This is a genomic window from Actinomyces sp. ICM39, assembly GCF_000282935.1.
In the GTDB taxonomy this organism is placed as follows: domain Bacteria; phylum Actinomycetota; class Actinomycetes; order Actinomycetales; family Actinomycetaceae; genus Pauljensenia; species Pauljensenia odontolytica_B.
Genome location: NZ_ALCB01000103.1, coordinates 1 through 22,857, shown reverse-complemented (window position 1 = coordinate 22,857; position 22,857 = coordinate 1). Strand labels below are relative to the sequence as shown.

19 protein-coding genes are annotated in these 22,857 nt (G+C 65.4%); 10 read left to right on the top strand and 9 right to left on the bottom strand.

Features of this window, described 5'->3' with window-relative positions:
* Positions 1-1,008 precede the first annotated feature (1,008 nt).
* The 3 genes from HMPREF1137_RS06450 to HMPREF1137_RS06440 all read left to right on the top strand — a co-directional run bounded on the left by HMPREF1137_RS06450 (position 1,009) and on the right by HMPREF1137_RS06440 (position 4,054).
* Entirely contained in the window at positions 1,009-1,479 is a 471-nt protein-coding gene (locus HMPREF1137_RS06450) for a Dps family protein (RefSeq protein ID WP_007590173.1), read from the top strand.
* Positions 1,480-1,734: 255 nt separating this feature from the next.
* Positions 1,735-2,778: a ferrochelatase gene (gene hemH, locus HMPREF1137_RS06445; protein ID WP_007590174.1), complete on the top strand. Its 1,044-nt coding sequence runs from the start codon at positions 1,735-1,737 to the stop codon at positions 2,776-2,778.
* Positions 2,779-2,851: 73 nt separating this feature from the next.
* Entirely contained in the window at positions 2,852-4,054 is a 1,203-nt protein-coding gene (locus HMPREF1137_RS06440) for a PLP-dependent transferase (RefSeq protein WP_007590182.1), read from the top strand.
* Positions 4,055-4,429: 375 nt separating this feature from the next.
* On the opposite strand, the gene HMPREF1137_RS06435 is transcribed toward HMPREF1137_RS06440, so the two are convergent.
* Positions 4,430-5,674: a chloride channel protein gene (locus tag HMPREF1137_RS06435; RefSeq protein WP_034497172.1), complete on the bottom strand. Its 1,245-nt coding sequence runs from the start codon at positions 5,672-5,674 to the stop codon at positions 4,430-4,432.
* On the bottom strand, positions 5,665-6,126 hold the full coding sequence (locus tag HMPREF1137_RS06430; RefSeq protein WP_007590161.1) for a MarR family winged helix-turn-helix transcriptional regulator: 462 nt from the start codon (positions 6,124-6,126) through the stop codon (positions 5,665-5,667). Before HMPREF1137_RS06430 ends, HMPREF1137_RS06435 begins: the two co-directional genes overlap by 10 nt.
* Before the next feature lie 222 nt (positions 6,127-6,348).
* Between HMPREF1137_RS06430 and HMPREF1137_RS06425 the strand changes: the two genes are divergently transcribed.
* Positions 6,349-6,678, top strand: a complete 330-nt coding sequence (locus HMPREF1137_RS06425) for a histone-like nucleoid-structuring protein Lsr2 (protein WP_007590158.1) — start codon at positions 6,349-6,351, stop codon at positions 6,676-6,678.
* 107 nt (positions 6,679-6,785) lie between these two features.
* Here HMPREF1137_RS06425 and HMPREF1137_RS06420 read toward each other — a convergent pair whose 3' ends face one another.
* Positions 6,786-7,241, bottom strand: a complete 456-nt coding sequence (locus tag HMPREF1137_RS06420) for a DUF3060 domain-containing protein (protein WP_007590167.1) — start codon at positions 7,239-7,241, stop codon at positions 6,786-6,788.
* A gap of 48 nt (positions 7,242-7,289) precedes the next feature.
* Positions 7,290-8,501 carry an OmpA family protein gene (locus tag HMPREF1137_RS06415; protein ID WP_007590184.1) on the bottom strand — a complete coding sequence of 404 codons (1,212 nt, stop codon included), beginning with the start codon at positions 8,499-8,501 and terminating at the stop codon, positions 7,290-7,292.
* 247 nt (positions 8,502-8,748) lie between these two features.
* On the opposite strand from HMPREF1137_RS06415, the gene HMPREF1137_RS06410 reads away from it, so the two are divergent.
* The 4 genes from HMPREF1137_RS06410 (at position 8,749) to HMPREF1137_RS06395 (ending at position 12,504) form a co-directional block, all read left to right on the top strand.
* Complete coding sequence (locus HMPREF1137_RS06410; protein WP_034497170.1) at positions 8,749-9,486, top strand: phosphoglyceromutase; 738 nt, start codon at positions 8,749-8,751, stop codon at positions 9,484-9,486.
* A 275-nt stretch (positions 9,487-9,761) separates the two neighbouring features.
* The gene (locus tag HMPREF1137_RS06405) at positions 9,762-10,280 is read left to right on the top strand and encodes a CarD family transcriptional regulator (protein WP_007590187.1); all 519 of its coding nucleotides are present in this window, start codon (positions 9,762-9,764) and stop codon (positions 10,278-10,280) included.
* A complete protein-coding gene (gene ispD / locus HMPREF1137_RS06400) occupies positions 10,264-10,968 on the top strand; it encodes a 2-C-methyl-D-erythritol 4-phosphate cytidylyltransferase (RefSeq protein WP_007590160.1) in 705 nt (234 codons plus the stop codon). The genes HMPREF1137_RS06405 and ispD overlap by 17 nt, the downstream gene beginning before the upstream one ends.
* A 186-nt stretch (positions 10,969-11,154) precedes the next feature.
* Positions 11,155-12,504 (top strand): MFS transporter, encoded by a 1,350-nt coding sequence (locus tag HMPREF1137_RS06395; RefSeq protein WP_007590165.1) that lies wholly within the window; start codon positions 11,155-11,157, stop codon positions 12,502-12,504.
* A 90-nt stretch (positions 12,505-12,594) separates the two neighbouring features.
* Here HMPREF1137_RS06395 and HMPREF1137_RS06390 read toward each other — a convergent pair whose 3' ends face one another.
* The 5 genes from HMPREF1137_RS06390 to HMPREF1137_RS06370 form a co-directional block, all read right to left on the bottom strand.
* Positions 12,595-14,016 (bottom strand): hypothetical protein, encoded by a 1,422-nt coding sequence (locus HMPREF1137_RS06390; RefSeq protein WP_007590176.1) that lies wholly within the window; start codon positions 14,014-14,016, stop codon positions 12,595-12,597.
* A 30-nt stretch (positions 14,017-14,046) separates the two neighbouring features.
* Positions 14,047-15,504 (bottom strand): hypothetical protein, encoded by a 1,458-nt coding sequence (locus tag HMPREF1137_RS06385; RefSeq protein WP_007590180.1) that lies wholly within the window; start codon positions 15,502-15,504, stop codon positions 14,047-14,049.
* Positions 15,505-15,537: 33 nt separating this feature from the next.
* Positions 15,538-17,592, bottom strand: coding sequence for a hypothetical protein (locus HMPREF1137_RS06380; RefSeq protein WP_007590163.1), 2,055 nt, complete (start codon positions 17,590-17,592; stop codon positions 15,538-15,540).
* 115 nt (positions 17,593-17,707) lie between these two features.
* Positions 17,708-18,199 (bottom strand): 2-C-methyl-D-erythritol 2,4-cyclodiphosphate synthase, encoded by a 492-nt coding sequence (ispF, locus tag HMPREF1137_RS06375; protein ID WP_007590186.1) that lies wholly within the window; start codon positions 18,197-18,199, stop codon positions 17,708-17,710.
* Between the two features lie 15 nt (positions 18,200-18,214).
* Entirely contained in the window at positions 18,215-19,738 is a 1,524-nt protein-coding gene (locus HMPREF1137_RS06370; RefSeq protein WP_007590168.1) for a hypothetical protein, read from the bottom strand.
* Between the two features lie 125 nt (positions 19,739-19,863).
* On the opposite strand from HMPREF1137_RS06370, the gene thrC reads away from it, so the two are divergent.
* Together thrC and cysS are read left to right on the top strand one after the other, a co-directional pair.
* Entirely contained in the window at positions 19,864-21,321 is a 1,458-nt protein-coding gene (gene thrC, locus HMPREF1137_RS06365) for a threonine synthase (protein ID WP_007590166.1), read from the top strand.
* 139 nt (positions 21,322-21,460) lie between these two features.
* A partial coding sequence (gene cysS / locus HMPREF1137_RS06360) for a cysteine--tRNA ligase (RefSeq protein ID WP_007590178.1) occupies positions 21,461-22,857 on the top strand: 1,397 nt, incomplete at its 3' end.

Sequence of the window (22,857 nt, the reverse complement as noted above, 5' to 3'; positions counted from 1 at the left end):
CTCGGCGCGTCGTCTCGAAGCCCGGCCAGGCCCCGCCACCGCCCACGGGCGCCGCAGCCTGGCCCACCGGCGCCCTCCACACCGGCGTCGCTGTGTCGCTGTGCGTGTCTGGGCGCGTCGTCTCGAAGCCCGGTTTTGGTTGCCAAACAGCAATTCCGCACGTAATTCCCGTTTCACTGTTTCAAACTTTGAATTCGTATCGTTGGAATTGCAACGTTTTCGTGAGGTCTTAAACAATGACCGAGATAAATTACGTGCGAAATTTATCTGGCGCTTGTCTCACCGTTGTGCGTGGAGCTCCGCAGCTGGGTCTACCAATCCCTCCGCACGGGAAGCAATGGGGGTTTTGCAGCATTAGAAGCTGGCTGGCGGCGTATCTCCGGCGTGTCGCAGCTCTAATGATGCAATTCCCCCCGATTGGTGGCGGTGATCTCGCAGTTTGCAGTGGTGTCGTGGCCAAACTGCAGACCCATTGGGTGAAAAGACTCCAAAAACGGCTGGTTTTGCTGAATGGGTCTGCGATTTGGCGGAATCGATCGCTGTCGTGGTGTGTTGTTCGCGCGTTAGCCCTTGAACATGCACGTTACCCTGTTGACTCGCACGTAAACCCCCAGATATGCGCGTGGGTGCAGCCATCCACGCTCCACGAGGTGGGTTAACGTGCGCGTGAGAGGGTTTGATGAAGCTCCGGTTATATATCGGTGCGTCACGCCGTCGTGCCCCTGCAGGTGCCTGGGCCCAAATGCCGGCACCCAACCGCATGAGGCAACCGTGGCCTCGGGCAAGATTGGTTAGGCGAACCTGGCCTGAAAAATGAAAGCGTCAATGACCTTAAAACGCTGAAATCCGAGGATTATTCCCTCGCGACTACGAGATAGTGAAACATTTGACTAAAGGGCTGTTAGCACTAGAAATCCTGGGACCAAAGGGCCAAGATGGATGTGTCTGAAGGGCACAGCCCCACAAGGGCGAGCCCCGTACCGAATACACATGCATAGGAGAAACAACATGACCGTTGAGTCCACCGGCTTCAAGGCTTCCGACGTTCTCGCAGGCAACCTGCAGAAGGTCCTCACCGACGTGACCGCTCTGTCCCTCGTGGGCAAGCAGCTGCACTGGAACATCACCGGCGAGGGCTTCCGCTCGCTGCACCTCTACCTCGACGCGGTCGTGGACATCGCCCGCGAGGCCTCCGACGAGATCGCCGAGCGCATGCGCGCCCTCCAGGTCGTCCCCAACGGCCTGCCCGAGGTCGTCGCCCAGCGCAACACCCTGCCGACCGTCCCCGAGACGATCATCAAGACCACTGACGCCGAGGAGCTCGCCGTCGCCGCCATCAACGCGACCGTGGGCACCATGCGCGACGTGCACGAGAAGGTCGACGCCGAGGATTCCGCCTCCGCCGACATCCTCAACGACTACATCCGTCGCTTCGAGCAGCAGGCGTGGTTCATCCGTTCGCAGAACGGCCAGGCCTGAGCCGCACACCTCCGCCGGGAGGAAGTGAGCCAAGCGGGCTCGCTTGAATAACGTTGGGGTGCCCCGCCTGTCGCAGGCGGGGCACCCTTGTATGTGAGCACGAGGGGCGTGCGTCGTATTGGGGAGTGAAGGCTGGCGCAAGGCTTCGGCACCGCCCCAAGCGAATAAGCTGGGGCGGTGTGAGCAACGCGCTCAGGTCCCGGGAGGTGACACAGCGTCAGCGACACGGGGAAGCGTGAACATTAGGCTGGTGGCGTGACGAACTCCCAGGACACAGCAGCCACCACTTCGACGCCGAACCGCGCGCAGAGCAGCGAGGCGCAGCCCGCCCTCGTCCTCGTCAACCTGGGGACGCCGACCGCCCCCGAGCCCGGCCCGGTGCGCGCCTTCCTGCGCGAGTTCCTCTCGGACCGTCGCGTCATCGAGATGAGCCCGCTCCTGTGGAAGCCCATCCTGGAGGGCATCATCCTACGAGTCCGACCGCGCGAGGTCGCCGGCAAGTACCGCAGCATCTGGACGGACCAGGGCTCGCCGCTCATGCACTACACCCGCGAGCAGGCCCGCCTCCTTCGCGAGCGCCTGCCGGGCGTGCGCGTCGAGGTTGCGATGCGCTACGGACAGCCCTCGATTGGCTCGGTCCTGGACCGCCTGCATGCGCAGGGCGTGCGCCGCGTGGCGATCCTGCCCGCCTACCCGCAGTACGCGGCCTCGACGGTGACGACGATCAACGACGCGGTTGCCCAGTGGATTGGCCGCAACCGCGACGGATTCGAGCTGCGCCTGCACCGATCCTTCCCCGCGGCCCCCGCATACATCGAGGCGCTCGCGACCGCCCTCGAGCGCCATTGGGAGCGCGTAGGCCGCCCGAACTTCCTGACGGGGGACCGCGTCGTCGTGTCCTTCCACTCGATCCCGGTCGCCATGGACGAGGCCGGGGACCCCTACCGCGCCGAATGCCGTCACACGGTCGCAGCCCTCGAGTCGCGTCTGGGCCTGGCGATGGGGTCCCTGACGGCAACCTTCCAGTCCGTGTTCGGGCGCGCCGAGTGGCTGGGCCCGCAGACGATCGAGGAGATGGCCGAGCTGGGTGCCGCGAAGTGCCCGCGCGTGGACGTCATCTGCCCGGGCTTCATGGCGGATTGCCTGGAGACGCTCGAGGAGATCGACCAGCTCAACCGCGAGACCTTCGTCGAGGCCGGGGGAGGGGACTTCCACTACGTGCCGTGGGGCAATGACTCCGAGGGTGCGGTCGCGTCCCTGGAGGAGCAGGCGCGCATCGCGCTGGCCGGCTGGGTGTAGGCGCGCGCTGTCACAATTGACCGCCGAACGAAACCCTCCGGCGGATGCGGCCCCGGCCTCGTAGCGTGGAGGCATGAGCACGCCTGACTGTACGACCTTCTCCACGCTGGCCATCCACGCCGGGTTCGACCCGGACCCCATCACGGGTGACGTGGTACCCCCGATTCACGTCGCATCGACGTTCGTGCAGGATCGGCCCGGCGAGCTGCGAGAAGGCTACGAGTATGGGCGCTGCGGCAACCCGACGACCAACGCGTTCGCGGGCGCGCTCGCGGCCCTGGAGGGGGCGACGCACGGCTTCGCGTTCCCGTCGGGCATGAGCGCCGAGGACACGGTGATCCGCCTGCTGGCGCGCCCCGGCGACCACGTCGTGCACTCGACAGACGTGTACGGGGGCACCCACAAGCTCCTGAGCGTCATCAAGCCCGCCGAGGGCATTACTTCCGAGGCCGTGGACCTCACCGACCTGGCCGAGGCCGAGCGCGTGATCCGAAGCCAGCGTCCGCAGATCGTGTGGGTGGAGACGCCCTCGAACCCGTTCCTGCTGGTCACGGACATTGCCGCGATTGCGGCCCTCACGCACGAGGTGGGCGGCTTGCTGATCGTGGACAACACCTTCGCGACGCCGGTCCTGCAGCGTCCCCTCGAGCTGGGTGCGGACGTCGTCGTGCACTCGACGACCAAGTACGTGGGCGGCCACTCTGACGTGGTCGGCGGCGCCTTCATCCTGCGCGATGGTCTGGAGCTGCCCGCGCACGTCGAGCCCTTCTTCGGTGAGCGTGACGCGGCCGCCGAGGCCGTGAAGCTGCAGATGGCCCTCGGGCACGTGCCTTCCCCGCGCGACACGTACCTGGCCCACCGTGGCCTCAAGACGCTGGCGCTGCGCGTGGAGCGTCACTGCGAGAACGCGCAGAAAGTCGCCGAGTTCCTGGCCACCCACCCGAAGGTCACGGCCGTCCACTATCCGGGGCTGGCCTCGGACCCTGGCTACGAGCTGGCGCGCAGGCAGAACCCGGCCGGCGTGGGAGGAGTGCTCTCCTTCCAGGTTGCCACCGAGGAGGCGGCGATCGAGCTGACGACGCGCACGCGCGTCTTCGCACTCGCGGCATCCCTGGGTGCGCCGGAGTCCCTCATCGAGCACCCCGCGATCATGACGCACTCGACGCGCGTGGGAGGCGTGGGCGGCGTGCCCGGCACGCTCCTGCGCCTCGCGGTCGGCCTCGAGGACGCGCAGGATCTGATTGCGGACTTGGATCAGGCGCTCGCGCAGATCTGACGCCTCTCTGGCGTCTCTGGTGTCGCTCTGGTGTCGCTCAGGTGTCGCTCAGATGTCTGTGGTTCCCCACAAATCTCGCACGTAATTTAACTGGGTCAGTTTTTGGGATCGCCCAAAAACGTTGCAATTCTGGGCATCTGATTTAAAAAGCTGAAGTATTGGTGAGCGAATTACGTGCGACATTGAGGGGACGAGGCCGGGGTGGCCCGGGTGCCGAACGAGTGCCCACGCGGATAGCTAACAAACATCCGGATAGGTAACAAACATCCGGATAGGTAACAAACATCCGGATAGCTTAATAACCTATCCGGATGCGCTTAACCTATCCGGATGCGCTTAACCTATCCGGATGTGCACAGCGACTGTCAGAGGCGGCTATGGTTGGCGGCCCAGTGAAGCCCGGCGGGTCAGCCAGGTCGCGGCCGCCGTGGCGCCGCCGACGGCGAGGGCCGCGGGCACGAGGATCGTGGGGCCCTGGGCCGTGAACTCGATGACCAGGATGAGGCCCGTGAAGGGAGCGTTCATGGACGCGCCCAGGAAAGCTGCGGCGCCGAGGAAGGCGAACGCCGCCACTTCCGACCCCGGCCACGCGGTCGCCCACGGCAGCCCGATGACGGCCCCCAGTCCAGCGCCGAGAGCGACGGCGGGGGTCAGGACGCCACCCCAGCCTCCCGCGCGGATTGTTAGGAGCGTCGTCGCGGTCTTCGCCAGGAGAACCAGCAGAGCGAACGCGAGCCCCATACCGGTAGCCCACGTCGCATCGAATTGCGTCTGGGCGCTGGCCTGCCCGTTGCCCACGACGGAGGGCACCCACACGGCCGTGATGCCGACGAGCAGAGAGGCGAGGGGGAGTGCCACGAGTACGCGCCAGTCGCGCGGACGGTCGGCGCTGATCCGTGCTACGGCCTTCTTGAACGCCCACCCGGCCGCCCCGAGCAGTGGGCCGACGATCGCGGCGAACACGGTGAGGGACAGGGACGGCGTGAGGGTGGGGACCGTGTAGAAGGCCTCCGGCCTCGTGAATCCCGTGGAAACGAGGACCGCAAGGCCCGAGGTGAGGAACGCGGGCGCAACGGCGCGCCCCGAGCGCGAGACGAGGAGGATCTCGAGCGTGTAGATCGCGCCCGACAGGGGGATCGAGTAGACCGCGGCCAGGCCCGCGCCCGCCGCGCAGGCGACGATGATGCGCCGGTCCTCGGTGCTGAGCCGCAGTCGATCGGCCACCGCGGCGCTGAGCGCAGCGGACATCTCACGGGGCGCGACCTCGCGTCCGACGGATGCTCCCAGGCTCACGATGACGATCTGAGTGAGGGCATGCCAGGAAGTACGCAGGGGAGGCATGGGTGTGCCGTCGACCGCGGCCGACACGGAGGTGATGGTCTTGTTGCGGCGGAACAGCAGGAACCAGGACAGGGCGCCGATCAATCCGCCGAGGGTGAGGATGAGAATGCGTCGGGTGGGGGAGGCGGCGCTCGCGGCCTCGAGTAGCGTGCCCGTGTGCATGTTCCAGGCGAGGGCCTGGAGCCAGTGAAGGATGTGCTTGCATGCGAGGCCAACGAGGCCAGCAACCACCCCTGTGAGGAGTGTTGCGACCGCGAGCCGGCGCGTGCTCACGGACATGGCGTGTCGGAGTCGAGGCGCTCACTCACGCGCGAGAACAGGCCGGTGAGCATGTCGATCTCCTCGGGCGTGATGTCGTCGAGGAACAGGCGGCGGATGACGTCGCGCTGGACCAGGGCGGCCTCGTCGAAGAGGGTCTTGCCGGCTGGCGTTAGGGAGACGAGGCCTCCGCGGCCGTCGCCCTCGCACGGGCGGCGCTCGATAAGGCCTCGGGATTCGAGGCGCTTCATCGTGTGGGTGAGGCGTGAGCGTGAGAAGACGACCTCATGGGCGAGGCGAGAGGGGCGGATGCCTTCCTCGCCGGCGCGGTCGGTCATGAGGAGCACGGAGTATTCGGGCATCGACAGGCTCGCCTGACACTTGAGGGCGGCTTCGATGCGTTCGGTGAGGCGAGCCGTCGTGGTGAAGTAGAGCTCCCAGGCCGCCGCTCGGGGGTGGTGTGCTCTGCTCACGGTTTCTCCTCGTTCGGTGCTGCTTCTTGGTGAGGCCGAACAGGCCTCGGGCTGCCTACGAGTATAACTTTCAATTACTCAGATCAATAAATCGGTGCAGTGTACGTCACGTTCGATTTGAAATTTGCGTTGACAATTCCGCTCAATTGTGAGTTACCCTAATTCTAGTGAATGAGGCACTTTATTAATTCCGACTCTCATTTCCCTGAAAGGAACGACATCGTGAAGAAGACGAAGAAGATTGTGGAAGTCGTCGATGATTTCGACGGCACCCCCGCCGACCAGACCGTCCGTTTTGCATTCAACGGCGCGTCCTATGAAATTGACCTGAACCGCGCTCATTTCGAGGAATTTGCCGAAGCAATTCAGCCGTACATCAAGGCTGGCCGTAAGACGGGTTCGACCCGTCGCCGCGGCAATGCGGGCAACCCCACTCAGCGCCTCGAGAACGCGAAGATTCGCGCGTGGGCGAAGGAAAATGGGCACAATGTGTCCGAGCGTGGACGTATTCCCGCTGAGGTTGTTGAGGAATACCGCAAGGCTCAGGCCTGACATTAGTCATACAAATTGTGGGTACGCAGTGTGCGTACCCACAATTTGTATTCATGCAGTGAGGGGTGGTGCGGATCAAGCGCACCGCCCCTCACCTGTTGAAAATGTCAGCCCTTGGCGACGGCGTTATTCGCACCCGAGTCGCTGGCGACCTGTGGGGCGGCTCCGTCCTTGTACTGGACCGCGTTGTTGGAGCCCGTGAAGGACACTGTCTTGGCCGAGTCGACCTCGACGGCATTCGCGGAGCCGTTGATCGTAATCTCGGTGACGTCGTCGCCCACGATGTGGTTGTTCGAGCCGTTGACCACGACGTTCGTGGTGCCGTCGGGGATGTCGACGTGGGAGTTGGACACCTCAACGGTGTAGGTCTTGGCGTCGGACTTATCCGAAGAATCGGACTTGTCGGAGTGGTCGTGGCCGGAATGGTCCGTGCCCTCGGAGGAAGAGGAGGTGGGGGCGGAGGAGTCGCCGCCGGACACGTTGGTGGTCATGGAGCAGCCCGCGAGAGCCAGGGTGGCGACGGCGACGGTGGCCGCGGTGGGAAGGAGGGACTTCAGGGACATGGTGTCTCCCTTTCGTTGATCGGTCGTAGATAAGCGCTAGTCAGGGTACTAGAACGCGGGGATGAAGATCTCGACGCGGCGGTTGAGTGCGCGACCCGAGGGGTTGTCCGAACCGTCGGCGTTCTCGTTGGGGGCCACCGGCTTCGACTCGCCGTAGCCGGTCGCGTCCAGGGTGGAGCTCACGCCGTCCTTCTTCAGCTCGGCCATCACGGCATCCGCGCGCTCCTGGGAGAGCTGCAGGTTGAAGGCCTCGTCCGAGATGGAGTCGGTGTGTCCGTAGATGTGGGCAGCGGGAACCTTGTTGCTGGAGAGCACGGTCGCGAGGGACTTGATGGTCTGGGCGGCCTCGGGGCGGATGTCGGACTTGCCGAAGTCGAAGAGGACGCCGTCCTCCAGGGTGATGACGGTGCCGCAGGATTCCACGGGCTTGAGGTTGGCGACGGGCGGGAACTTGCCGAGCTTGCCGATCTTCTCGACCTTCGGCGCATCCTTGACGTCCTTGCCGTTGACGGTCGCGGTGCCGTCGCCGTTGTTCATAATCGTCAGCTTCTCGTCCGTGTAGCTGCCGGTGCCGTCGCCGTTGTTGATGATCGTGGCGGTTCCCTTGGAGTAGACGCCGGAGCCGTCGGCCTCGATGGTGATCGTCTCCATCTCCGTGTTGTTGGAGTAGTTGCCGCCACCGTGGCCGTCCAGGCTGATGTTCGTGGTGGGGGTGGAGTAGGTGCCGGAGCCGTCCGCGCTCACAACGAGGGACACCATCGTCTCGGCGTTGGAGTAGGTGCCAGAACCGTCGCCGCCGTAGATGATCGAAATTGGCCCCTCGGTGATGGTGCCACCGCCCTGGCCGTCGTTGACGACGGTGCCATTGTCGGAGGAGGAGACTGCCGAGCCGTCACCGCCGAAGACTGTCGTACCGGACACGAGGGAGGTGCCGTCGCACTTGGCGGGCGACACAGTGATGCCGGGGACCGTGTTGAGGGTCTTGGATGCGGAATCGACGATGGCCTTGTCAGCGTTGGAGGCGAAGACGTCGATGGAGGGGACGGCGAACAGGGGGATCGGGGGGATTTCGCCGGGGCGGTATCCGGGGACGGTCGGAACGGACGAGGCCGTGGCCGACTGGGTGGCCGCCGGTGTCGTCGGGTCCGCGGCGGGGGACGTGTCGGTTGCCTGGGGCTTCGAGGAGCCGCAGGCGCCGAGGGCGAGAGCGGTCGCAGCGATGAGAGTGGAGGCTGCCAAGGTACGTCGTGTGATGTTCATGTTCTTAACCGTACGGGAAATAGAATCACGCGCACACTGTTCCGGTAATTATGTAAAACCGCGGAATATCAAGGCTGTCAGGGGAAAATGACGTGCCGGTCAGGGGATAATCAGGGTATGTCCGGGGTGTTTGTTCGAACAAGGCTTCGATGCCTCGGGTGGGGGTGGTGGGGGGACTGTCCAAGCTGTGGCGTGATCAACGCCACGGGGTGTAGGAGGTGGCCCCTACCTGTGGGAGAATGGAGACATGAGCTACAAACTGGTGCTGCTCCGCCACGGCGAGAGCGAATGGAATGCAAAGAACCTCTTCACCGGTTGGGTGGATGTTCCGCTGTCGGACAAGGGCCGCGCGGAGGCTACCCACGGTGGCGAGCTCCTCAAGGAAGCGGGCGTGAAGCCTGACCTCCTGTTCACGTCGATGCTGCGTCGCGCCATCATGACCGCGAACCTCGCCCTCGACGCTGCTGATCGCCACTGGATCCCCGTTGAGCGCAACTGGCGCCTCAACGAGCGTCACTACGGTGCGCTCCAGGGCAAGAACAAGAAGGAAATCCGCGACGAGTACGGCGAGGATCAGTTCATGCTGTGGCGCCGTTCCTTCGACGTGGCCCCGCCCGCCATCGAGGCCGGCTCCGAGTATTCGCAGGATCAGGATCCCCGCTACGCCGGTGAGCCCGTCCCCATGAGCGAGTGCCTCAAGGACGTCATCGCGCGTCTGCTGCCCTACTGGGATGAGACCATCGTTCCCGCGATCAAGACCGGCAAGACCGTCATGATTGCCGCGCACGGCAACTCGCTGCGCGCCATCGTCAAGCACCTGGATGAGATCTCCGACGAGGACATCGCCGGCGTCAACATCCCCACCGGTATTCCGCTGGTGTACGAGCTCGACGAGGAGACCCTTAAGCCCATTAAGAAGGGCGGCACCTACCTGGATCCCGAGGCCGAGGCGAAGATCGCCGCGGTTGCCAACCAGGGCAAGTGATCTGACGCGTTGCCCCGGCCTCGTCTGCATGGGCGAGGCCGGGGCTTCGTTATGCCCAGAATCCTGCGCGTTTTTGGGTGTGATGACCGTCCTTATGGTGCACGTTTGACCGTGAGCAGGGTCGCATGCTGGGACGAATTGCGGTCGTGCTTGAAGTTGGTTTGTGTCGATCCTTGTATGCGTGTAACGTTGAGCTTTCACACTGTACGGGTCGGTTTTGCTCGCCAGCTGGTAGAATAGTTGTGCTATCCACGCAAGCACTCAGGAGTCCATCCATGTCGTTTGAAATCGGTCAGACGGTCGTCTACCCGCACCACGGCGCAGCCACGATCGAAGAGGTCATGACGCGCACCATTCGTGGTGAGGAGCGGACGTACCTGAAGCTGCGCGTGAACCAGGGCGACCTCGAGATTCAGGTCCCCGCCGAAAACGTCGACATGGTCGGCGTGCGCGACATCGTTGACGAGGACGGCCTTGAAGAGGTCCTCTCCGTTCTGCGCGCCCCCTATATCGAGGAGCCCACCAACTGGTCGCGTCGCTTCAAGGCGAACCAGGAGAAGATCGCCACCGGCGACATCGTCAAGGTCGCCGAGGTCGTGCGTGACCTGACCCGCCGCGACGATCTGAAGAAGCTGTCCACGGGTGAGAAGCGCATGCTGACGAAGGCCCGCGGAATCCTCACCTCCGAGCTGGCCCTGGCGCGCAACATCGAAAAGTCCGCCGCCGCCGAGCGCCTCGACGCCGTCCTGGCTGAGGGTCGCATCGAGATCGAAGAAGATGCCGTCGAAGAGTGAGTCCTGCGCGGTCCTGACGGCCGCAGGATCCGGTTCTCGCCTTGGCTGCGAGTGTCCGAAGGCCCTCGTTGAACTCTCGGGTCGCCCCCTCGTGTGGTGGGCGGCCCGCGGCCTACGCGCCGGGGGAGTGGGGGCGATCGTCGTGACGGCCCCGGCCTCGTCCATCGAGGATTTTCAGCGCGCCCTGACCGATATCGACCGCCTGACCGTCGTCGCCGGCTCTGATCGTTCGCGCCAGGAGTCGGTGGCCCTTGGCCTGGCCGCCCTCGGCGAGCGCGACGCAGACGCGGTCGTCCTCGTGCACGACGCGGCGCGGCCCCTGACGCCCTCGCAGGTCACCGAGCGCGTCATCGACGCGGTCGCCGGCGGCGCGGGCGCGGTCATTCCCGTCCTGCCCGTCACCGACACCCTCAAGACCGTGGATGCCGCCGGCATCGTGACGGGCACGCCCCGTCGCTCCGACATGGTGGCCGTGCAGACCCCGCAGGGCTTCCGGTGGGATGTCCTTATGCGCGCGCACGAGGCGGGTGCCTCCCTGGGTGCGGACGAGGCGGCTGCGGCCACCGACGACGCCGGTCTCGTCGAGGCCATTGGGGGTTCCGTCCAGACCGTCGCGGGTGACGAGCGCTCCATGAAGGTCACGCGCCCCCTCGACCTGGCCCTTGTGCAGATCCTCGCAGCCGAGTAAACGATCTCCTTATCGGCCTCATCCCAAGTGTTAGACGAGGCCTTGATTCTCTTGTTCGGTTCCTCGAGGTTCTCCCCGTCCTTGTTCCTGGTGCGGCCCGAAGAGAACGTGAGCTACGAAACGTGGTAGTTTCACCCTGGGCGCACACGCGCCTCCGAGCACTCCCCATCGAAGGAGCCCGATCCCATGAGCACAACGCCCACCACCCCACATCGCGTCATCACACGCAAAGTCGTCGACTGGGCGGCCTGGGACTGGGGCAGCGCCGCTTTCAACGCGGTCGCCACGACCTTCGTGTTTACGACCTACCTGACCAGCGACGGCGTCTTCACTGACTCGGGCACGGCCTCGACCTGGCTCAGCAACGGCATGACGATTGCGGGCCTGTTCATCGCCCTGCTCGCCCCCATTACCGGCCAGCGCGCCGATCGACGAGGCCGGGGCGGAGTCTGGCTCGGATGGTTCACGGGCGCGGTCGTCGTCTGCATGCTCGCCATGTACTTCGTGCACCCCGAGTCGGTCCTCGGGCCCCAGGGCGCCCTCATGCTGGGTATTGCGCTGCTCGGCCTGGGTAACGTGTTCTTCGAGTTCGCCTCGGTGAACTACAACGCGATGCTCAACCACCTGGGCGAGAAGGAAGACCGCGGCAAGATCTCCGGATTCGGCTGGGCGTCCGGCTACATCGGTGGCATCGTCCTGCTGCTCATCCTCTACGTCGGCCTCATTGGCGTGAACCTGCTGGGCGTGCCTACCGACGCGCACCTGAACATCCGCATCTCCATGGTGATCGCCGCTCTGTGGTTCGGCGGCTTCGCGATTCCCGTGATCGTGAACCCGCCGCTGCCCAAGAAGGTCCAGACCGGCGGCGACGGAGAGTCGATCATCGACTCCTACAAGCTCCTGTGGCGCACCGTGCGCACCCTCAAGAACGAGGCCCCGCACACCCTCTTCTTCCTCATTGCCTCCGCCGTCTTCCGCGACGGCCTCGCCGGCGTCTTCACCTTCGGTGCCGTCCTGGCCAAGACCGCCTTCGGCTTCACCGCCAGCCAGGTCATGATCTTCGCGATCGCCGCGAACATCGTCGCCGGCCTCGCGACCGTCGCCTTCGGGTGGGTCGACGACAAGATCGGCCCGAAGAAGGTCATCATCCTGTCCCTGTGCGCGATGGTCGTCGCCGGCTTCGGCGTCTTCTTCCTGCACGCCCGCGGCCCCGTCGTGTTCTGGACTCTTGGCCTGGTCCTGTGCGTCTTTGTTGGCCCCACCCAGTCTGCGTCGCGTTCCTTCCTGTCGCGCATCATCCCCGCTGGTCGCGAGGGTGAGGTCTTCGGTCTCTACGCGACGACCGGCCGCGCTGTGTCCTTCATGGCTCCCGCGATGTACAGTCTCTTCCTCATGCTCGGCAAGCGCATGACACCCGCCGGTGAGGACTACACCTACTGGGGCATCCTCGGCATCATGCTGATCCTCGGCGTGGGCCTGGCCCTCACGATCCCGGTGAAGGCGGACCGCGCGACCCTGGCACACATGGAGGAGTGAGCTCCTCGACGAGGCCCCGCCCGTCAGCGAGACGTCCCCGACGCAACCGAGTGATCCTCGGGCGTCGGGGACGTTCGTTTTCCTGTCCTCTTAGTCGCGGTCGGGCGTGAAGGCAACCAGGCCGTTTTTCGTGACCCCCACGAGGAGATCGTCGAAGACCCACGTCTGGTTGATCGTTTGGTCGAGTTGCTTCGACCTTCTCGTCACGTTGTCCGCCATGGCGAAAACGAACGTGGGCGTGCCGGCTGGGCCCGGGCCTCGTACGTACAGGGCCGTGCCGTCGGCGCTAGCGCGTGCCGTGACGGAAGGGAGAAAATCGGGCTCGTTGTACTCCTCCATGAATGCCCAGTCGGGGAACATCCCGGTGGTTTCGCTGTTCTCGGCTGACGAAAGTTGAATGGATGGACGCGAATGAGCGCCGCCTCGAGAGACCGCGATCAGGCCGGTCTCCCATGGCGCTGTCCCATCCGTGTAGAAGGACTTGAGCTGCTCGAGTGTTGGGAGCGGTCCGTCACTGGTGAAAAGGTCGTCGCGGGGTACGCGCGTGTACGTGTCGACGACAGCGCCGCTCGAATCGTAGGTGGTCACTGTGTTGCCGTCTCTCAGCACGGCCACGCCGTCGCTCGCAAGCGTGACCTGAGGCTTGATCTCCTCGTCCTTCGACGGGGGCGTGCCGAGGGTCCGTAGTTCCCCGGTGCGCGGATCGATGAGCTGCGGGGCAGCGTGCGACACGTCGACGGGCACGAGTACTGAGGTGTTCTCCCCGCTGCCAGTGAGCGCGTCCGTCGGGTGTGTGATGGGGGAGAGGAACGTCAATCCGTTGTGGCTCTGAGGCGAGGTCGTCGTGCTCCACTGTTGGGCCCATGCGCCCTCCTCGTCCGTCCAACCGCTGCAGGTCGCGACGGTGTCGCACGTGACCAGGACGCCCTGGGCGACTCCCATGGGCAGCTCGTTGCCCCAGGGGGCCAGGGTCTGTTCGCCGGTCGCCTTATCGACGAGGAGTGGGCCAATCACGAGGTGCGTGTCGGTTGAGAGAAACTCGGGGTACGCGTAGGTGCGCAGGTGGGAGGGACGCGGACCGGTCGTCGTCCACAGGGCGCTCGGCTCCGCGCCAGACACGTCGTAGGCCGTGATCGTCGTGACGGCATTCGAGTTCGGGCCGTAGGACACGACGTAGAGCGTGGAGCCCTCCGCGAACAGCCGCGGTGGTACGGCGGCGGCCGCAGCATCGAAGGGCTGCGTCCACGCGACGGCGATGCCCGAGGCCCACTCCGGGGAGAGAGCGCGCGTGTCCCGCGCTGAACCGCGGTAGCCCGTGGGGGCCGCGTTCCCCCAGTCGACATCGGGTTGTGGTGTGGGGTGCTTGTCACCCTGATCGCACATGTTCAGGATGAAAGCCAGTATGAAGGCCACCCAGGTGAGGAGAAAAATGCGCAGCCACAGGAGGCCCTTCCGCTTGCGAGGCGCGCGAGACGCGTTGGGATCTGGACTCATCAGATCGTTATTGCTCACGATTCCTTCCTTCCCCTTCAAGCGCTGCCGTCACGACGAGTGAGGCGTGAACGCCACGATGGTGTTGTCGATGACGCCGACGACGAGGTCGTCAAACACCCAGGTGATGTTCTTGGCCGCGTTGAGTTCCTCGGAGACGTATGAGCTTCCGTTCCTCGTATCGACGAAGACGTCCTCGTTGTGCCGCTGTAGCGTGTTGAACTCGGCGAACACCACGTCGGCTCCGGGGCTGACGCGGATGTCTGAGGATGAGTACGCCACGTACGTATGGTTGAGGTTGTTGTCGTTGGGGCAGACAGCGCGGCTGGGGCCCCCGCCCGTCGGGGTGACCGTGAGGAAGGGGCATTGCTCTCCCTTTGCCCCGTTCACCGTTTTCACGGTCGCTGTTGCCCACGTTGGAGCCGAGCCAGAGAAAAACGCCTGAATATCGGCGATGGAGGGTAGGGTCCCGTCGTCCGTCGTCATGCGCCCGCCAGTTGAGGCAGGCTGTACTCCCACGAGGAACCCTCCCGCATCGAAGGTGAGGGCTGTGAAGGCGTCGTAGGCGACGATGCCGTCGTGCGCGAGGAGTAGATTGCGGGGCTCCTCAGAGTTGTAGGAAGCGGGGTCCTCGAGGTTTGTGACGACTCCGGTGAGTGGGTCAATGAGTTGAGCTGGATGCTGGTCGGTGTTGATCGGTAGGAGAACTCTCGTCGTTTCGCCGTTTGTGATGACCCTGCTGTCAAGATAGGTAATCCGATCCCGGTTCAGACTCGTGAAGGAGTGCTGAGCCGTCCTGGATGTCCACTTCTGTTCCCAGCCGGAGGATCCTCGTTCCCAGCCGTCGCATGTCACGTCCTCGTCACACGCTACGAGAACGCCGTCAGCAAGTGCGACCGGTTTCATGTCCTCCCACGGGGTGTGGGACAGTCGCCCGGTTGCCTTGTGAATGATGATGGAATTGAACACGATGTCCGTGTCGGTGACGACGAATGCGGACGTGTCGATGTGCGGGGGCTTCTGTTTCTTCTCATCCCACAGCAGGCGAGGCTCGGTGCCGGACAGATCGTACGCCTGCGCGGTAAAGGCCTTCGAGGATCCCAGAATGGACTGGAAGGTGACGTAGAGCGTGCTTCCTTCGGCGTAGAGGAAGACGGTAGCGTTCTTATCCCCAGCGTTGAGGGGGAGTCGCCACGCCGTCTCAATGCCCGAAGCCCAGTCGGGAGATAGGAGATGCGTGTTGGTCGCGTGCCCGCTGTAGCCCGAGGTCGGGGCATGTGCGTCGTATGTTCGCGCCGTTCGCTGCAACGATGGGGCAGTGGAGCCGGAGGGCCAGATCCATCTGCCGACGAGAACGATCAGGACAATGACGGCGAGGGTGGTCACGATGCGCGGCAGCGAGAACAGTTTGCTCTCGCGAGGAGGCTGCTTGGTGGGCGCGTGACGCTCCATCCCGCTGCCCTGCTCGCGCGAGGGTGTGTTCGTGCCCGAATGATCGCCATTGCTCATGAGTAGTTTCTATCACACCCAGAGCGGGCGGTGTTACGACGAGGCCGGTACGAACGCCTTCAGTCCGCTCTCAGTCATGCCGATGATCATGTCGTCGAAGACCCACATGATCTGTTTCGGCGAGTTGAGTTCGGGTGAGGTGTAGATGAGGCCGTTGGCGGTGTCGATGAAGTATCGCTTCTCGTCCTGGTAGGTGAAGGTGTCGATGTACAGAACCGAACCGTCCGCACTGACGCGGACCTCCTTCGGTTCGAAATAGCACGAGCTGGACATGTGCTGGCTCAGCACGCCGGGCACGGGGGTCTTGTGCGTCGACCCATCGGAGGTGAGGGTGACCTCGATGGAACAGTCGTTCTCGCCCACGAGGCTCACCGTTCCCGTTGCCCAATTCGCGGTCTTTGTTGTCATGAAGGTCTTGATGTCAGCGGTGCTCGGCTGGTTTCCGTCACGGCTGACTGCGGGCAGACGTCGGTACCCTGCTGTGGAGAACGTGGATTGGAGGGCTCCCGAGCTGTCGAGAAGGAGCCCATTTTGCTGGCTGACGTCGACGATGACGAAGCCGTCGGTCGCCACCTCGACGTGTTGGCCTAAGCCTGACTGATCGGGAATGGGCAGCGTCGTTGTTTCGCCGGTATGGATGTTGATGATCTGTGGGGATACCTGGTGGGGGGAGGGGACCAGGAAGGATGTGAGCGCGCCACTGCCGGAGAGGGTAGTGCCCGTGGGAGCGTAGCCCAAACCATGGTCACGCAACGCGTAGGACGCCTGGGCGATCGTGGTCGTCGTCCACAGGTTCGTCCACTCGCCGGACGCCTGCGTCCACCCGTTGCAGGTGGACGGTGGCGTGCAAGTCACCACGATGCCCTCGGCCTGCGCAAGGGGAATCTCTATGCCCCACGGGGCTTGCGAGTGTTCGCCGGTGGCCTTGTCGATGACCACGTCGTGGAAAAAGAGCTGGGTCTCGTTCGACAGGAACGCCGGCTCGTACGTGACGATCGCTGAATTTTCCGTGGGTCCGACCGTGTCCCACAGGAGGCTGGGTTCCTCCCCGGACAAGTCGTAGGCCACGACTCTGAGGGTGGAGCCGCTCTGGCCTGTGTTTCTGTCTGTGGCGGCGATGTAGAGGACCTGGCCGTCGACGAACATATGCGGGGTGAACCGAGTCATCTCTGGTGGAAGTGAGAGCGACCATGCGGTCGCCACGCCCGAGGACCACTGCGGTGATATGGAATGCGTGTTCGTGGCGCTCCCGCGGTACCCGGGCGCACGGGCCGGCAGGTTCGCAGCATGTTCGCGTACCTCCGTGTTCGTTGCAGCGCTGGCGCTCGACGAGGTCTGATGGGACGAAGGCGTCGACGACGACCCGCTCCGACCGGGAGAGAAGAGGGAAACTGCGACGTTGAGCGCGATGATACAGCCGAGCACAATCATGACGACAGATGGCTTCCGCTTGACGGCCGTCTTGTCCACCCATGTCCGCGAGGGCTCGGGGGCTGGGGCGCGCAGCGCAGTCGGCGTCCGGTCGCCTTCGGACGTCCTCCACGACGAGGCCGTGGCGGCCGCTATGGACGCAACGTCACGCGAGGCAGGTTGTGGCTCCTCCGAGGTGGCTTCGTCTGGCAGCAGCTCGAATGCGCTTACGGAAGTGCTGGCCAGCACAGCGGCACCGCGACCGTCCTGCGCCGGGGCTTCCTCGGCCTGGGGCCAGGCGACGCCGCTCTCCATCGGCTCTTTCTCATCGTCAGGCGCTGTCGGCTCTTCCGTGAGGGGCTGCGCGATGGCTGGCTGCGGCGCGAGCTCGGGCAGGGGTGCGACGCCCGCGAGCAGGTCCATCTCCTGCGGACCTTCTGGTTGTACCTGTTCGGTGATCGCCTCGTCGGTGGGTGGGGTCAGAGTGAAGAAATCATCGAAATCCGGCAGCGGGGCCAACTCCGGCAGAGGGGCGAGCTCGGGCAGCGGAGTAAACCCCGGAAGCTCGCCAAACTCGGGGAAATCCGGGGTATCAGCCAACGGCTCCCCGTCCCGTCCATCGGAGGGGCGAGAAGGCGCCTCGTCGTCGGGGCTGCGGGGGAAGTCGTCGTTGCTCATGAGACGTTTCTACCATGCAACCGCGCCCCGAGTGCGCTCGCGGCAGTGAATGGGACTGCGGGCAGGCCTCACGCGCGGAAGCCTCGACGGTGCCGAGCAGCCGCGAATGGGAGACCTACTCGGCGCGCACCATGAGGGCACTTGCCAGTGCGGCCACGCCCTCGCCTCGTCCCGTGAAACCCAGACGATCCGAGGTCGTCGCCGACACGGTGACCGTGCCCCCCGCGATCTCGCTCATGACTGCGCAGGCCTCGGGCAGGCGCGCGGCCATACGAGGCCGATTCCCGACGACCTGCACGGTCGCGTTGCCGAGTACCCAGCCGGCCTCGGCCGCCATGCGGCGAACCTCCTCGAGGAGGGCACGCCCCGAGGCGCCCGCCCACTCCGGGCGGTCCACGCCAAAGACCGTGCCCAACTCACCCAGACCCGTCGCCAGCAGCATCGCGTCGCACAGAGCGTGCGCGGCAACGTCCGCGTCCGAATGACCCTCGAGAGGGCGCTCTCCCGGCCACTCCAGGCACGCGACCATCAGAGGGCGCGGCGAGTCGGGAGCGGCGAACGCGTGGACGTCGACCGCTTGGCCGATGCGGAAAGGCAGATCAGTCATGGCACCAGGGTAGCGTCACGCGGAAGCCGGAGTAAAGGCCGTGACCTGGCCCTTCGATACCGCAATGATGAGGTCGTCGAACGCCCACGTCACCTCATCCGCCTCGATCATGTCCGTGGCCTCGTGAACGATGTCCCCATTCGTGTCGAGGAAGTAGGCGTGCTCGATCTCCGTGCTGTTGCCATTCGACACGTACACCGCGGCGCCGTCGGGGCTCATACGCACCTCGTCAATATCCGTGTAGCAGGGATCGCTGGAACTGACCGTCAGGCCCTTGGCTTTGTGTACGATGCGCGAGCTTCCGGCCGAAGTCGGAGAGACGGTCACGTCCTCGCACTTGGGGCCCGACGCCTCGATCATGCCCGTCGTCCACGGGGCCTTCCCGGACTTCAGGTATGCCTGCAGCTCCTCGAGGGTCGGGGCCTGGCCGCCGTCCGCGATCGCACTCAGGTAGCGCGTCATCTCGAAGGAGTTGACGAGAGTCCCGGATGCGTCATAGAACGACACCAGGTCGTTGTTATCCCTGATGGCGACTCCGTCGCTGGCGACGAGGACATCGCGTCGGTAGCCGGATTGCTCCATTCGAACGCTGTCACTGAGCGTCGCGACCGTTCCCGTGTGCACGTTGATCAGCTGCAGGGATCGCCTGCCCTGCACGGGGGCCAGGACCGACGTGTCGTCTCCGGAGCCGACGACCAGGCTGTCGCGCATATCCCAGATCTCGTTGCTCGTGTCCTGCAGCGCCGTGATCGACTTCCACTGCTGCTTCCACTCGGAGGACTCCCACGTCCACCCGGCGCAGGTCTCGGCACCCGAGCACGTCACGAGGACGTCACCGACCGCCGTCAGGGGCGAGTCATCGATCCAGGGGGCTTCCTGAACCTCACCCGTCGCCTTGTCCACCGTGTAGTTGCCGACGATGAGCTTGTCGCCGACGGACGTCATGCGCAGCGGCAAACGAGAGGAATCACGCCTCGCCTGCGGGTCACTCGAATCCCAGATAACCTGCGGCTGCGAGCCCGAAATATCGACGGCAGCAACGTCGATCCCCTCATGGCTGCTAGGGGTACCAGCCACGTACAGGGTCGTGCCGTCCACCAGGGTCACCACGTCCTGGTGCTCTCCCCGGACGGCTGAGACGCTGTCGAGGGTCCACGCGGTGCCGACGCCCGCCGCCCAAGCGCTCGAGAGGTTACCGGTGTTCGTCGCGGACCCGCTGTAGCCCTGGGAGCTGTTCTTCTCTTCGCGCGGCGTGGAGCCCCACGGCCGGAAGAAGTATCCGAGGAGCAGGAGGATGACGATGAGGAACGCGAGGATCGACAAGACGATAAACCACCCGCGCTTCGACGAGACCGTCGAGGCGGCTCCCGGATCATTCGGGCGTGCAATGGGGTTGGGGACCGACGACGGCGCGGCAAACACGTTCGTCGACGAGGCGGGCCCACTCGCGTACGGGGTGCCCGTCGGCGGCGGGGGAACCGGGGCGCTCGAGGAATCGGCAGCGGTGGGCTGCGTCCACTGGGAATCGTTCGTACTCACCCGTCGTTTGTACCACAGACGGTCGTGAGGTTTCCCGGGCTCACATGGCCCCGGCCTCGTCCCACGCATGTGACGAGGAACGGGCGCCCTCGCAGGCCACGCCCCCTCTCCGATAGGATCGACCCGTGCGCTACATTTCGACACGACGCGGCCCCAACACGCCCACCCGTTCCTTCAGTGACATCCTCCTGGAAGGACTCGCCTCCGACGGCGGGCTCTACCTGCCCGAGGAATACCCGACGCTGTCTCGCTCCGACCTGGACGAGCTGCGCATCGTCCTGCGCGAGGACGGCTACGCCGCCATGGCCGCCGGCATCATCTCCCTCTTCGTCGACGACATCCCCGCCGGCGACCTGAGCGCGATCACGGCCCGCGCCTACCGCACCCCCTCCTTCTCCGACCCCCAGATCGTCCCCGTCGACGCCCTGGAGGGCACCGACCTGCACATCGCCCACCTCTCGAACGGCCCCACGGCCGCCTTCAAAGACATGGCGATGCAGCTCCTCGGCGAGCTCTTCGAATACGAGCTCACCCGCCGCGGCGACTGGCTCACCATCGTCGGCGCCACCTCCGGCGACACCGGCTCCTCCGCCGAGTACGCGCTGCGCGGCCGCCCCGGGCTTTCCGTCGTCATGCTCACCCCCGCCGGGCGCATGACCGCGTTCCAGCGCGCCCAAATGTTCTCTCTCCTCGACGAGAACATCGTCAACGTCGCCGTCGACGGCGTCTTCGACGACTGCCAGGACCTCGTCAAGGCCGTCAACATGGACGCCGACTTCAAGGCCACCTGGCACGTGGGCGCCGTCAACTCCATCAACTGGGCGCGCCTGCTCGCCCAGGTCTGCTACTACGTGGCCACCTGGCTGCGCGTTACCGAGGAAGGGGCCGACGCCTCGTCCACGGTCAGCGTCGTCGTGCCCTCGGGCAACTTCGGCAACGTGTGCGCCGCCCACATCGCCCGCCAGATGGGCGTGCCGCTGGGTACCCTTGTCGTCGCCACGAACGAGAACGACGTCCTCGACGAGTTCTTCCGCACCGGCGTCTACCGGCCCCGCTCCTCCGCGGACACGCTGGCCACCTCCAGCCCGTCCATGGACATCTCCAAGGCCTCGAACTTCGAGCGCTTCATCTTCGACCTCATGGGCCGCGACGGCGACGCCACCCGCGCCCTCTTCGAGACGGCCCTGGCCCGCGACGGCTACTTCGACCTGTCCGGCACGCCCGAGTTCGCCGCCCTGCGCGACACCTACGGCTTCACCTCCGGCACCTCCACGCACGCCGACCGCCTCGCCGAGATCGCGCGCACGGAAAAGGAAAGCGGCTACCTCCTCGACCCGCACACGGCCGACGGCGTCCACGTCGCCCGCGCGGTGCGCCCGCAGATCGAGGGCCCGCTCGTCGTCATGGAGACCGCGCTGCCCGTCAAGTTCGCCGACACCATCCTCGAGGCCACCGGCCACCTCCCGCCCGTGCCCGAGCGCTTCGAAGGCATCGAAGGCCGCGAAGAGCGCGTCACGCCCCTCGCCAACTCCGCCGAGGACCTCAAGGCGCTCATCCGCGAGCGCGTGCGCCCCGGCGCCTGAGTTTTCTTTCACTCGACGAGGCCCGAGCCCCCACCTGCGAACCCGCGCGGTTGCGTGGGCGGGGCCCGGGCCTCGTTACATACTCCCGGGAAGTGCCCGTTTCCCTCGCCTCCCCTCCCTGCCAGGTAGGATTGATGCCATGCTGCACCTGTACGACTCCAAGAGCGCCCGCATCCAGCCCCTCAACCCGGTCACCCCCGGCAAGGTCGGCATCTACCTGTGTGGCGCCACCGTCCAGGGATCCCCGCACGTCGGCCACCTGCGCGCCGCCGTCTCCTTCGACACCCTCATCCGCTGGCTGCGCCGCAGCGGCTACGAGGTCACCTACGTCCGCAACGTCACCGACATCGACGACAAGATCCTGAACAAGTCGGCCGAGGCCGGCTGGGACTGGTGGGCCTGGGCCTACCGCTTCGAGCGCGAATTCACCGAGGCATACGAGACCCTCGGTGTGCAGGCCCCCACGTACGAGCCGCGCGCCACCGGCCACATCCCCGAGCAGCTCGACCTCGTCCAGCGCCTCATCGACGCGGGACACGCCTATTCGGATGGGCGCGGCAACGTCTACTTCGACGTCCACTCCCAGCCCGACTACGGCTCGCTCACCCGCCAGCGCCTGGCCGACATGCGCACCACCGAAGACGACGCCCAAATCGACGAGGCCGTCGAGGCCGGCAAGCGCGACCCCCGCGACTTCGCCCTCTGGAAGGCCACCAAGCCCGGTGAGCCCGAGACTGCCTCGTGGGACAGCCCCTGGGGACGCGGCCGACCCGGCTGGCACCTCGAATGCTCTGCCATGTCGCGGCGCTACCTCGGCGACGAATTCGACATCCACGGCGGCGGCATCGACCTGCGCTTCCCGCACCACGAGAACGAGCAGGCCCAGTCCCACGGCGCCGGCTGGGAGTTCGCGCGCCTGTGGGTCCATAACGCGTGGGTGACCACCAAGGGCGAGAAGATGTCCAAGTCGCTGGGCAACGTCCTGTCGATCGGGGCGCTCACCGAGGAGTACCCGGCCGTCGCCGTACGCTGGGCGCTGTCGACCGTGCACCACCGCTCCGCCATCGAATGGGGCCCCGAGACCCTGCCCGCCGCGCACGCCGCCTGGGAGAAGTTCTCCACCTTCGTGGCTCGTGCCATCGAGGCCGCCGGCGAGGCTCCAGCCTCCGAGATTGCCCTGGCTCCCGCCGACCTGCCCGAGGCCTTCGTCGCCGCCATGGACGACGACCTCAATGTCGCCGGCGCGCTCGCGGTTCTGCACGAGCACCTGAAGGCCGGCAACGCCGCGCTCGCTGCTGGTGACGTTTCCGGTGTGTATCGCGAGCAGGTCCTGGTTCGCTCCATGCTGGATGTGCTGGGCCTTGATCCGGCCTCCGAGCAGTGGCGCGGACAGGCCGGCATCGGCGCGGGTGCCTCTGGTGCGGCTGCGGCCGAGCACTCGGCGCTGGATGCGCTGGTTCAGGCCGTGTTGGAGGAACGAGCTGCTGCCCGCGCCGCCAAGGACTGGGCGCGCGCCGACGAGCTGCGCGACCGCCT